General features: G+C 45.1%; 10 protein-coding genes. 6 read left to right on the top strand and 4 right to left on the bottom strand.

Translation table 11 applies throughout. The features are described from left to right. Positions 1-23: 23 nt before the first annotated feature. Entirely contained in the window at positions 24-404 is a 381-nt protein-coding gene (gene gcvH, locus R7127_RS10220; RefSeq protein ID WP_005376432.1) for a glycine cleavage system protein GcvH, read from the bottom strand. A 53-nt stretch (positions 405-457) separates the two neighbouring features. After that, the gene (locus R7127_RS10215) at positions 458-1,753 is read right to left on the bottom strand and encodes a serine hydroxymethyltransferase (RefSeq protein WP_005376430.1); all 1,296 of its coding nucleotides are present in this window, start codon (positions 1,751-1,753) and stop codon (positions 458-460) included. Between the two features lie 379 nt (positions 1,754-2,132). Between R7127_RS10215 and R7127_RS10210 the strand changes: the two genes are divergently transcribed. After that, positions 2,133-2,756: a helix-turn-helix domain-containing protein gene (locus R7127_RS10210; protein WP_005376429.1), complete on the top strand. Its 624-nt coding sequence runs from the start codon at positions 2,133-2,135 to the stop codon at positions 2,754-2,756. Positions 2,757-3,016: 260 nt separating this feature from the next. Beyond that, a complete protein-coding gene (gcvT, locus tag R7127_RS10205; RefSeq protein WP_172563783.1) occupies positions 3,017-4,135 on the top strand; it encodes a glycine cleavage system aminomethyltransferase GcvT in 1,119 nt (372 codons plus the stop codon). Positions 4,136-4,205: 70 nt separating this feature from the next. On the opposite strand, the gene vdeR is transcribed toward gcvT, so the two are convergent. Then, on the bottom strand, positions 4,206-4,934 hold the full coding sequence (gene vdeR, locus R7127_RS10200; protein WP_172563784.1) for an efflux transporter transcriptional repressor VdeR: 729 nt from the start codon (positions 4,932-4,934) through the stop codon (positions 4,206-4,208). A 160-nt stretch (positions 4,935-5,094) separates the two neighbouring features. On the opposite strand from vdeR, the gene R7127_RS10195 reads away from it, so the two are divergent. The 4 genes from R7127_RS10195 (at position 5,095) to R7127_RS10180 (ending at position 11,174) form a co-directional block, all read left to right on the top strand. Further along, the gene (locus R7127_RS10195) at positions 5,095-6,168 is read left to right on the top strand and encodes an efflux RND transporter periplasmic adaptor subunit (RefSeq protein ID WP_154204340.1); all 1,074 of its coding nucleotides are present in this window, start codon (positions 5,095-5,097) and stop codon (positions 6,166-6,168) included. After that, positions 6,168-7,229 carry an efflux RND transporter periplasmic adaptor subunit gene (locus tag R7127_RS10190; protein WP_154204341.1) on the top strand — a complete coding sequence of 354 codons (1,062 nt, stop codon included), beginning with the start codon at positions 6,168-6,170 and terminating at the stop codon, positions 7,227-7,229. Before R7127_RS10195 ends, R7127_RS10190 begins: the two co-directional genes overlap by 1 nt. Continuing rightward, the gene (locus R7127_RS10185) at positions 7,229-10,288 is read left to right on the top strand and encodes an efflux RND transporter permease subunit (protein WP_053349132.1); all 3,060 of its coding nucleotides are present in this window, start codon (positions 7,229-7,231) and stop codon (positions 10,286-10,288) included. The genes R7127_RS10190 and R7127_RS10185 overlap by 1 nt, the downstream gene beginning before the upstream one ends. A gap of 175 nt (positions 10,289-10,463) precedes the next feature. Beyond that, positions 10,464-11,174 carry a hypothetical protein gene (locus R7127_RS10180; RefSeq protein WP_064377087.1) on the top strand — a complete coding sequence of 237 codons (711 nt, stop codon included), beginning with the start codon at positions 10,464-10,466 and terminating at the stop codon, positions 11,172-11,174. An 82-nt stretch (positions 11,175-11,256) separates the two neighbouring features. Here the strand turns inward: R7127_RS10180 and fruA are convergent, their stop codons facing one another. Then, complete coding sequence (gene fruA / locus R7127_RS10175; RefSeq protein ID WP_115386631.1) at positions 11,257-12,996, bottom strand: PTS fructose transporter subunit IIBC; 1,740 nt, start codon at positions 12,994-12,996, stop codon at positions 11,257-11,259. Positions 12,997-13,010 lie beyond the last annotated feature (14 nt).

Raw genomic sequence — 13,010 nt, 5'->3', positions numbered from 1 at the left:
GAACAGCTTTCGTCACATCCTAATTACTCTTCTTCGATAGAGTTTAGGTATTCGTCTGCGTCTTTCAGGTTATCTAGTTCAGATACATCAGACATCTTCACTTTTACGATCCAGCCACCTTCGTACGGCTCTTCGTTAATTAGCTCTGGGCTGTCTTCTAGTTCTTCATTGATTTCTACGATTTCACCAGTGATTGGTGCGTAGATGTCTGACGCTGCTTTTACAGATTCAACGAGAGAGAAGCTTTCACCTGCTTCAACTTCGTCTTCTACGTCTGGTAGGTCAACGAATACCACGTCACCTAGCATTTCTTGTGCATGCTCAGAAATACCAATTGTTACTGTGCCGTCACCGTTGTCACGTACCCACTCGTGGCTATCTGCAAACTTCAGTGTTTTGTCCATTGCTTAATCTCCGAATAACTTGTCAGGAATTATTATGATTTCAAAAAAATCGTTTACTGGTATAGAGGAAAGCGACTGCAAAGTTCTTTTACTTCTTTGCGAACGCGTTTTTCAACTTCTGCGTCACCTTCAGGGTTGTTCACTAAACCGTCCAGTACGTCACCAATCCAATTACCGATGAGTTTGAATTCTTCAGCGCCAAAGCCGCGGCTTGTACCCGCAGGCGTTCCTAAACGGATGCCCGATGTAATCATAGGCTTCTCTGTATCGAATGGGATGCCATTTTTGTTACATGTGATCCCAGCACGCTCTAGAGCTTCTTCTGCTTTATTGCCTTTCAACCCTTTCGGACGAAGGTCAACCAGCATTAGGTGCGTGTCTGTGCCACCAGTTACGATGTCGCAACCGCGAGTTTGCAATACTTCCGCTAGGACTTTTGCGTTATTGATCACCGAATCAATATAAGTTTTAAATTCAGGGCCAAGCGCTTCACCAAATGCGACCGCTTTGGCTGCGATAACGTGCATCAGTGGGCCACCTTGTAGGCCAGGGAATACGGCTGAGTTGATTTTCTTAATGATGTCTTCGTGGTTAGTAAGAATCATACCGCCGCGAGGGCCACGCAATGTTTTGTGTGTTGTAGTCGTAACAACGTGTGCGTGTGGCAGTGGGCTAGGGTGCGCGCCTGTTGCGATAAGACCGGCGATGTGTGCCATGTCGACCATAAGAATTGCATTTACTTCGTCTGCGATTTCACGGAATTTTGCAAAGTCGATAGTACGTGGAATAGCGCTACCACCTGCGATGATCATTTTAGGTTGGTGCTCAAGTGCTAGCTCACGAACATCTTCGTAGTTGATTTCCAGTGTTTCGCGATCAACACCGTATTGAACTGCATTAAACCATTTACCAGAAAGTGCAGGGCGTGCACCGTGCGTCAGGTGACCACCTGCGTCTAAAGACATACCAAGAATGGTGTCACCAGGTTGAAGCAGTGCTAGTTTTACTGCGCCGTTTGCTTGTGCGCCTGAGTGTGGTTGAACGTTTGCGTATTCACAATTGAAAAGTTTTTTTGCGCGTTCGATAGCAATGGCTTCCACTGTATCTACGTGCTCACAACCACCATAGTAACGACGACCTGGGTAGCCTTCAGCGTATTTGTTTGTTAGGCATGTGCCTTGAGCTTGCATTACCGCTTTAGAAACAATGTTCTCAGAAGCGATAAGTTCGATTTGTTCGTTTTGGCGAGCGGATTCCGCTTGAATTCCAGCAAAGACAGCATCATCTGTCGCAGAGAGGTTGGTAGAGAAAAAGTTTTCCAAGCTGTGGTTAGGGTAACTCTTATTCATGGTAGTTGACCTTCCAAATCTGAAAATGAACCCGCAATAGATGAGTTATGATTTGCGGTTGTGGTTCATTTGTCCTCAAAAACAGCTGAACTGCGTAGCAGAACAGAGTGAACATCCGGCCCTAAATTTGGGCAAAAACTCCGTTGGATTGCGTGTTTCCTTTACCAATCTCTTACGGAAATATGCATCTCTACATCTAACAAGTTGGTAACATAGCGCCTGTGACGGGAACAATCAACCAAAAATTTCCTATAGGAAACAAGATTTCAAAATTTGTTAACAAGAGCACGGTTTAATTCACTTGGTGGACTTCTATCCACTATGTGCTTCATGCACAATGCGAGTAAGACAAAAAATATGGATATCTATAGAGGGATTTATGGCAGAAAGTATTTACGATGAATACCCATCGATGACGTTGGCAAAAGAGCAACATGACCAAAATATCGAGCCGTTAAAACTGGGCCAGCGTATTAAGGATATCCGCTCGAAACTCGGTATCACATTAGAAGAGGCCAGTCAGCGAACCGGGCTTGCTCGATCTACACTGAGCAAAATAGAAAATGAGCAGATCTCCCCGACGTTTCAAGCGATGCAAAAATTGGCACTTGGCTTACAAATTGACATGCCACAACTATTTGAGCCACCTAGAAAAAAGGTAGCGACAGGGCGTAGGGATGTTACCAAGAAGAATGAAGGTAAACCACACCCAACACAAACTTATGAACATGAACTGCTCGCGACACAACTTTCCAATAAGAAAATGATGCCGTTTAAGAGCCAAATTCGAGCTCGTAGTTTTGATGAATATAAAGACTGGGTTCGTCATGATGGCGAAGAATTTCTGCTTATCTTATCTGGTGAGGTCATGTTCTATTCTGAGTTTTACGAACCTGTTGTTTTAAGCGAGGGAGACAGCGTTTATTACGATGCAAATATGGGACATATGTTGACCAGTGTTAGCGAGGAAGATGCGCTCATTTTGTGGGTGACAGCCAAATAGTGATAAATACTTGTAAATTTCCTATAGTGAAAGCAAACGATTGCTGTTGGTGGTCGTTATGATGAAAAGGCGCTTTTTTGATGAGAACTTGCTCATTAAAGCGCTTTTTTTGTACGATTTGTTGTGATTAAAATGTTAAGAGTCACACTTTTGCAAGTCGATCTACGTCTTGTTCGTGCAAAATAGAATGAGCCATGTTTATTATTGGAAACACATCGAATGCCGATAGCATTCTCGGGTCTATCTAAATGGAGACGAAAATGACTCAAGAACTACTGAAAACACCACTACACGCACTTCACGTTGAAGTTGGTGCCAAAATGGTCCCGTTCGCGGGTTACGATATGCCTGTTCAGTATCCTCTAGGCGTAAAGAAGGAACACTTACATACTCGTGATGCGGCAGGTCTGTTTGATGTTTCTCACATGGGACAGCTTCGCCTAATTGGTGACGGTGCAGCTGCGTTCCTAGAAACATTAGTCCCAGTGGATATTGTGGATCTTGAGTCTGGTAAACAGCGTTACGCTTTTTTCACTAATGAAGAGGGCGGCATCATGGACGACTTGATGGTGGCTAACCTAGGCGATCATCTGTTTGTGGTTGTGAACGCAGCATGTAAAGCGCAAGATATCGCACACCTACAAGCGCATTTACCATCTGGTGTTGAGCTAGAAATTATCGAAGACCGAGCTCTACTTGCAATTCAAGGCCCTAAAGCGGCGGCTGTATTGGCGCGTTTTGCACCAGAAGTTTCTGAAATGCTGTTCATGGATATTCGTAAAGTCGATATTTTAGGCGCCGAGTGCATTGTTTCTCGTAGTGGTTATACAGGCGAAGACGGTTACGAAATTTCGGTTCCTGCTGACAAAGCGGAAGAGCTAGCACGGAAACTGACTGCGGAAGATGAAGTTGAATGGATTGGCCTTGGTGCTCGTGATTCGCTTCGTCTTGAGTGTGGCCTTTGTCTATACGGTCATGACCTAGACACAACAACAACACCTGTTGAAGCGAGCTTGCTATGGGGTATCCAAAAAGTTCGTCGTATTGGTGGTGAACGTGAAGGTGGTTTCCCTGGCGCAGACATTATTCTTAAGCAGATTGAGACTAAAGATGTGGCGCGTAAGCGTGTGGGTCTAGTAGGTCAAACCAAAGCGCCAGTGCGTGAAGGTGTTGAACTGTTTGATGCTGACGGCGTTAAAATTGGCGTTGTAACCAGTGGTACGGCGGGCCCGAATGCAGGTAAGCCAGTCTCAATGGGGTATGTTCGTGCGGATTTGGCGGCGATTGGTACTGAAGTGTTCGCTGAAGTGCGTAGCAAAATGCTACCAATGACAGTTGAAAAAATGCCGTTCGTACCACAACGCTACTACCGTGGTTAAAACGAATTGAAACAAAAATGCCGAGCTTTGTAGCTCGGCATTTTTATGTCTTCTTTTCGCTTGTTTGCTTTTAGTTTACTGCTTCATCAATAGTACAGCACATATCAATAACGATATCTTCAAGCTTTTCCGGATGAATCATCTCTTCTTTTGGGATCCCAAATTGAGAGGCCATAATGGTATTAAACAATTCCCAATGCTTGAGCAGCAGTTTTTCGCGATTATCTGCAATATCCGGCCATGTTTCTTGCATCATTGGTGCGAGACTGACAGCACCATGTGCGAAGATCAACATTTGCCACTTTGATTCCCACTGATCAAACTGTGCATTAGGGTTTTCGCTGTTGTACTGCTCGAAAATTCCGGTAAATATCGCAGCGAACTCATCTTTTGACTTTAAGAAATACTGCAGCAGAGCACCGTCATCGCCTTGTCGAATAGCATCGGCGATCATCTGTACTGGGTGAGGGTTGACAAGAGCAAATGCTAGCATGCGAACCATAAACAGATAAATTTTTCTATTCGAAGGTGTGTTCTCCGGCATTTCATTGATGAGTTCAGCCATATAGCACTGCATGAACTCGTCCATTGCATCGCTAACCGCTTGCCAGATTTTCTCTTTGCTGCCGAAGTGGTGACGGATCAAACTATGTGAAACACCAGCCTTTTCACTGATATTGCGCAGCGAGACACGCTCGTAACCAAGTTCACAAAACATATCTGCTGCCACTTTAAGGATCAGACACTTAGTTTGTTCTGCTGCTTCAGCACTTCTACGCCCCTGCTTTCTTTCATTCATAGTTCGAATTTTCCCGAATATTAATCACGCGCTTACTTTTACCAGAAACCGAACGCTTTGACTAATTAATTTGCTATCCACCTGGAAAATATGTTGATCAATTTCAAATTCTGCTTATACTGCACGGCTGTGTAATATATAAAACCTACGGAGAAAGCGGGTGCGAAAACAATATTTAAAGCGCACTTTAGTTGGCGCAGTGGTGACATTAAGTCTTTCTGGGATGCTAACTGGGTGTAATAAAGCCATTTCTGAGCCGTCTGAACCTTTAATCAAACCTGTTAAATTACTGGCGGTGAAAGACCTAGAACTTGAAGACTCGCACGCCTTTTTAGCGCGTATTGATGCAACACATCGCGCGCAGCTTTCTTTTCAGGTTGGTGGAGAGGTTGATGAATTACGTGTACGCATGGGTCAAAAAGTCCAAAAAGGTGAAGTGCTCGCAACGTTAGACCCTAAAGATCTTCAGCTTGCGTTAGATGCCGCTCAAGCGCAGTACGCGTTAGCGAAAACACAATGGGACCGCGCGAAAAACCTTTACGGAAAAAAACTCATTAGTACTGATGAGTACGATCAGAAAGAAACTCAATATAAAGCGGCATTGGCGAACTACGAACAAGCTAAAACCGATTTGAGCTATACCAAAATTCACGCACCGTTTGATGGCATTGTGTCATATACCTATGTCAACCCGTTTCAAGTAGTAGCAGAGAAGCAGGAGATCTTGAATCTCATTGATAACACGACGTTGGATGTGTCGTTCACCTTGCCTGTAAGTTATGCGGAATCCGTATCACTTGAGTCACTGCAAAACTCCGATATGTGGGTGACGATGGATAGCGAGCCAGGAAAACGTATTCCTGGGCAATTTAAAGAAATTTCGACGCAGCCAAACATCGATACCAATAGTTATGAGGCGATCGTGACCATCACTCGACCAGAAGATCGCAATTTGCTGACAGGTATGACAGGGCAGGTACACATTGCTAAACAACATGTATCGGACGCGATGACGTTACCTCAGTCTGCTTGGGTTAACAAAAATGGGACGCAAGGTGAAGTTTGGGTAATGGACAGAAACACGCAGCAGGTCAATAAAGTCACAGTTTCACTTGATGCAGCAGGTGGTGTGAAAGCCGGGCTTGATAACAATGATTACGTTGTTATTGCTGGTGTTGAGAGACTGGTTGAAGGACAAGTGGTGAAAGCTTGGGTTCGTGAGGGAGGCATTTAATGAAACATTCTCTACTTACGATCTCTGCGATTGCACTTGCAGTTTTAACAGGGTGCAAAAATGAAAACCAAGCTATCGTCGAGCAGCCACTTTTTGTGTCGACTATCTCGGTGGATGCACCAGTACAAAGTCAACATCGCGCGTTCAAAGGCATAGTAGTGCCTGCAGAGCAAACGCCAATGGCATTTCGCCGCGCTGGGGAAGTTCAGCACGTATTGGTTAAAGCGGGTGACGTTGTTAAGCAGGGGCAAATGATCGCAAAGCTAGATGATAGCAAAGAGAAGCAAGCCGTGAATGACGCAGAAGCACAATACACACTTGCAATTCGTCAGCTTAAACGCGGTGAAGACTTGCATGCACGTCAAATGATTTCAAAAGCGGAACTTGATGAGCTAACCGCCAATAAAGAGCTAGCTGAGGCTACTTTCTATAACGCGACCAATCAATTGAATTACACCCGTTTATTCGCCCCTTTCGCCGGCAAAGTATCTGATGTTTTCAAAGAACGTTTTGAGCGTGTGGCAATTGGTGAACCCGTGTTAAACCTATACCAAAACGATTTGGTTTACGTGCGTATTGAGCTTTCCGACAATGTTTTAGCGATGGTAGACCCAAACTCAGACAGCATGAGCTACAAGCCTAGAGCAACCTTTTCCGGCATCGATGGCAGATTTGCTTTGGACTATTTAGAGCACACAAGTGAACCCAACGCTGAAACTCAAACCTACGAAATGTACTTGACGATGCCACAGCCAAAAACAGAGATATTGCCGGGAACCAGCGTAAGCGTTTTGGTCGATATGGTGAAGGCGGGCATTACCTCTATTGATGGTTACAGTGTTCCTGTCACGGCGCTTCAAGCAGGCAGTGAAGGGAATGAGTTCTTTGTGTGGAAAAAAGAAGGTGACATTGTCACACGAGTGCCTGTCATGATTTCTCAAGTGAATGGCAATGGAGCCATTGTGTCGTCAGGTGTTAGCCAGGGCGATATTCTGATTAATTCAAATCTGCGTAAATTACGCGAAGGTAAACATGTGGATGTTGTGGAGAATAACCAATAATGAACATTGCTGAGTATTCAATAAAAAACAAAGTCATCAGCTGGTTGTTCATTATTATCCTTGCTGTTGGTGGTTTAACGTCATTTTTGGAGCTTGGACGATTAGAAGACCCGGCATTTACGATCAAAGATGCCATGATCATCTCAACATACCCTGGCGCGACGTCAAAAGAAGTTGAAGAAGAGCTGACGTATCCTCTAGAAAAAGAGATTCGAAAACTCCCTTATATCGACAAAATTACCTCTACGTCTTCTAATGGTATGTCTCAAATAACGGTGAGCATGGAAATGGACTATGGTCCTGATGAACTGCCGCAAATTTGGGATGAAATGCGCCGTAAAATTAATGATTTACGACCATCATTGCCTCAAGGTGTTCAGTCTTTACAGATCATTGATGATTTCGGTGACGTTTATGGCGTGATGTTAATGCTCACTGGTGACGATTACGACTATGTAGAGCTGAAACGTTATGCGGATTACCTGACCCGTGAAATCGAGCTTGTTGATGGTGTTGGTAAGGTAGACATCACGGGCGATCAGCAAGAAATGCTATTCGTTGAGATCTCACTTGATCGCCTTGCTGCACTGAACTTAGACATGAATGTGGTTTCGAGCTTGTTGAACCAGCAAAACAATGTGGTTTCAGCAGGTGAAGTGATGGTCAATGGCGAAAGCCTTGTTATTCGCCCAAGCGGCACCTTAAACACAGTAGAAGCACTAGAAAATCTGATCATTCATGGCCGTGACACAGGAAATCTAATTCGTCTAAAAGACGTAGCAACGATTTCTCGCGGTATTCAAGAGAAGCCAAGCAACGTCGTACTCTTTAACGGTCAAAAAGCGATTAATATCGGTATCTCGTTTGCATCGGGTGTGAATGTGGTTGAGGTTGGTGAACGTTTGGATGCGGAGCTCGCGAGCCTTGAGTCTATCAAGCCTGCTGGCATCGATATGAACTACTTTTACAACCAAGCCAATGAGGTGGATGAATCTGTTAAAGCGTTTGTAATTAGTCTAGCGGAGGCAGTGGCGATCGTAATCATTGTGTTGCTGTTTACTATGGGTTTACGCAGTGGTGTCATCATTGGAGTTGTGTTGTTATTGACGGTATTTGGTACCTTCATCTTGATGAATTACAACAACATCGAACTGCATCGTATTTCTCTTGGCGCGTTAATTATTGCCTTGGGTATGCTGGTTGATAACGCGATTGTTGTCGTGGAAGGCATATTGGTTGGCCTAAAGAAAGGGCGTACCAAAGTTCAAGCGGCTGTCGATATTGTAAAGCAAACACAATGGCCTTTGCTGGGCGCAACTGTTATTGCAATTACGGCTTTTGCACCTATCGGTTTGTCGCAAGATGCGACAGGTGAGTTCATGGGCTCTCTATTCTGGGTGCTGTGTTTCTCACTATTTTTAAGCTGGATTACCGCCATTACACTGACGCCTTTCCTTGCCGATCTTTTGTTGAAAGAGGAAAACAAAGAGCAGGGTACTAGCGAAGATGATCCTTATAAAGGCTGGTTGTTTGTCGTATTTGGGGCATCGCTGAAATTTGCATTGCGATTCCGCTGGCTTACCGTTGCTGGCATGGTGGCGCTATTAGTGGGTGCTGTCGTGGCATTTGGTAATGTAAAACAGCAGTTCTTCCCACCATCGAATACGCCGATGTTCTACGTGGATATGTGGATGCCAGAGGGTACTGACATCCGTGAAACGATTAAAAAAGCTGAAGAGGTCGAAAGCTACATTCGTCAGCAAGATGATATTGACTTTGTTTCTGCTTCGATTGGGCAGGGCCTACAGCGTTTTGCTTTAACCTATCAACCAGAAAAAAGTTACGAAGCGTACGCGCAGTTCCAAGTTCGCGCGACTGATCGTGAGAAAATGTTTGGTTTACTGCATAAGTTAGATGAGAATCTGGCGAAAACATTTGATGCGCCTACGTTCCAGTTTAAATTGATGGAATTTGGTCCATCACCAGCGTCTAAGATCGAAGCGCGTATTACTGGCCCTGATCCACAAGTTTTACGTGACTTGGCGGTGCAAGTTGAAGACATCCTTCATACCGATCCTGGTGCCCGAAACATTCGTCACGATTGGCGAGAGCGCACCAAGGAACTTGTACCCGTTTTCAATGAGTCTAAAGCTCGTCGCTTAGGTATTTCGAAAGAAGATCTTTCAAGCACTCTGCAAATGGCGTTTGGTGGTAGCACCTTAGGTTACTTGCGTGATGGTACACATACGTTGCCAATTATGACACGCCTTCCTGAAGAAGAACGCGTAGATTTTGAATCACTACAAAACGTGACCATTTGGAGTCCTTCGTTGCAAACGTATATTCCGGTTGATCAAGTGATTGATGGCGTTCAACTGGATTGGAGTGAGCCGCTAATTCAGCGTCGTGACCGTAAGCGTACGTTAACCGTTCTCGCGGACCATGATGTGTTGAGTGACGACACGGCAGCAAGCTTATTTGCTCGTGTACAGCCTAAAGTGATGGCATTGCATGTTCCAGAAGGGTACGAAATCACATGGGGTGGTGAGTACGAATCATCCAAAGATGCACAAGAAGGCCTATTCGGTTCATTGCCGATGGGTTACTTGTTGATGTTCATCATTACTATTTTACTGTTTAACTCAATCAAAAAGCCGTTGGTCATTTGGTTCACCGTTCCGTTAGCGATCATTGGCGTTGCTTTTGGTTTGCTTACCACGAACATGCCGTTCAGTTTTACAGCATTCCTTGGTTTGTTAAGCCTAAGTGGCATGATTCTGAAAAACGGTATTGTGTTGCTTGACCAAATTAACCTTGAGTTGGAGTCAGGTAAAGATCCTTACCTCGCGATTGTCGATAGTGCGATAAGCCGCGTTCGTCCGGTAAGTATGGCTGCCCTAACAACTATCTTGGGGATGATTCCACTGGTCTTCGACGCCTTCTTTGGCTCGATGGCAATAACGATTATGGCAGGTCTTGGTTTTGCTACTGTACTGACACTGATAGTGGTGCCAGTGATGTTTGCAATTCTGTTTAGGGTAAAACCGACCACTGCATAGGGACTCCTGGCTATTTGCCAGCTTCCTGCCTAGCCCTGAAGGTTTTCTTCGGGGCTTTTTTGATCTTACTAATATATACCAAACCATTCATTTGCTTGATTTTAATGATTTTCTTACGATTACAATGCAAATCATGCGTATACTGATGTAACGACACATCAAAGATTGAGATTACATGAATAAGCGCATATTAAACGGACTCTTCTTCGTTGGTTCTTTCACCTTGGTTGGCTGCACCGCGACGGATAGCATGCCGACAGAAACCAAACAACCTGCCCCTAAAATTAACAGTGTTAGTGCTGAAGTAATTTCCAGTTGGATTGATAGTAAGGTTTTAGCCCCTGAAGGGCTGTCGCTCGAGCAAGACAATCTACGTTATCTATCGGGTAGCGCCGACCTAAACAGCGACGGAAAGGCAGAACACATAGTGTTGCTTCAAGATCGCTATTTCTGTGGTAGTGGTGGCTGCTCTGCATATATGTTTGATAATGAGGGAAACGTTATTAATCGAATGTCGGTAACTCGCACGCCTATTGTACTAGCCGACAGTTACAGTAATGGTTGGCAGGACTTTATCGTTTGGAGTAATGGCTCATATCGACTCATGAGTTACAACGGTGAGTCTTATCCAAGTAACCCGTCACTAGAGCCAAAGGTGGATCGAGACGCTAACCAGCAGGCGGCAATCGCAAATGTAATGGCGACAGAGCTTTATCAGCAAGACGGCTATGACATTCTGCCCGCAGAATCAAAAACCTTGTGGACGCCAGCTAACGTTTACCACTTTACCTTCAAGCACTACGGTGACCCGCATAGCGCTTATCAAGCAACGGTGGATATGAGCAGTGGGGAAGTAGACATTGTAGCCGTTCCGGCTGCGGAATAAAAAACACCTCCCTTAACCGGAATTAAAGGGAGGTGCTAAATGCCAAATTCGAGGGTGGCATTGTTAACCGGAGTCGCTCTAATTAAGCTGCGACTTCTTGTTTCGCTTCTGCTTTGCTTTTTAAGAATGCGTAAGCAAAGCCAGTTACCGCTGTACCTGCTGCAATAGCCACTAAATACATTAATACTGGTGAAATTGCGTTAGGAATTAGCAGCACGAATAGACCGCCGTGTGGTGCCATTAATTTCGCACCGAATAGCATCGATAGGGCACCAGTAAGCGCGCCACCTGCCATACAAGATGGAATCACGCGCATTGGATCTTTCGCAGCAAATGGAATTGCGCCTTCAGAGATGAAACAAAGGCCCAAGACAAATGATGCTTTACCTGCCTCACGTTCATTTTGTTCAAATTTGTTCTTCGCAATGAAGGTCGCTAAACCCATACCTAGCGCAGGAACCATACCTGCGGCCATGATTGCCGCCATTGGTGCGTAAGTTTGTGAAGCCAGAAGGCCAACACCAAATGCGTAAGCGGCTTTGTTTACCGGGCCTCCTAGGTCGAAACACATCATAGCGCCAAGGATAATACCCAGTAGTACTGCACTGTCAGAACCCATGTTGTTTAGGAAGTCAGTCAGGCCGTTCATGATGCCTGAAACTGGGCCGCCTACGATGTAGATCATGACAAGTCCGGTGAACAATGTTGCCACAAATGGAATGATCAGAATCGGTTTTAGCGCCTCCATCGATTGTGGCAGTTTCACCTTATCTGCGAGGAGTTTCGCTGCGTAACCAGCAATGAAACCAGCCGCGATACCGCCAAGGAAACCTGCGCCAGTAGAACTTGCTAGCATACCGCCAACAAGACCAGGAGCGAGACCAGGACGGTCAGCGATTGAAAACGCAATATAGCCAGCAAGTACAGGAATCATCAATGCGAATGCAGAGCCACCACCAATGTTCATCAAGGCTGCTGCTAGTGTGCCTTCTTCTTTAAATGCTTCAATACCAAACACGAACGATAGGGCGATGATCAAACCACCAGCGACAACCACAGGCAGCATGTGCGATACCCCTGTCATCAAGTGTTTGTAAGCGCCTTTCTTCTCGTCTGCTGCCGAAGCAGAATTTGCAGAACCTGAATGTTGGTAAATCGTGGCTTGCTCGAATGCTTTGTCCATCTCTTCGGCTGTTTTCTTCAGAGCTGGACCTGTTTTCGTGCGGTACATCTTTTTGCCGTTAAAGCGATCAAGTGGCACTTCAATATCCGCAGCAATGATCACCAGATCGGCGTCTGCAATTTCTTGCTCAGTCAGTTGGTTTTTAGCGCCAACTGAACCACGAGTTTCCACCTTGATTTGATGGCCACGACGCTTGCCTTCTTCTTCTAAAGCTTCTGCCGCCATAAAGGTATGCGCAACGCCAGTAGGGCAAGCGGTGATTGCAACAATTTTCTTCGCTGCTGATGTTGTATCTGCAGTGATAGGGGCTGCAAGTGTGGTTGCTTTTTCAAGTAAAGTGGCGTTTTCAACCGCTTGCTGGAGAAACGCAGTTGCGTCTTTTGCTATTTCGCTAATTTCCGCTTGGTAAACCTTTTTTCCTACAAAACGAGAAGTGTCGACGCTAGTATTTGCCGCAATGACAATGACTTCGGCTTGTTCAACGTCAGCTTCCGTCAATAGTGTTGGTTCAACCACACTTGATTGACATTCTATTTTGGCATTCCAGTTTAATTTTGCGGCGGCTTGTTCTAGTAATCCTGCCGCAAGGATGCTATTTGCTACACCGCTCGGACAGGCAGTAATAATGGCAATATTCATACGATAACCTTCTG

This window comes from Vibrio sp. 1159, from assembly GCF_033340395.1.
GTDB lineage: Bacteria > Pseudomonadota > Gammaproteobacteria > Enterobacterales > Vibrionaceae > Vibrio > Vibrio alginolyticus.
This window is presented reverse-complemented; position numbering and strand designations above follow the sequence as displayed.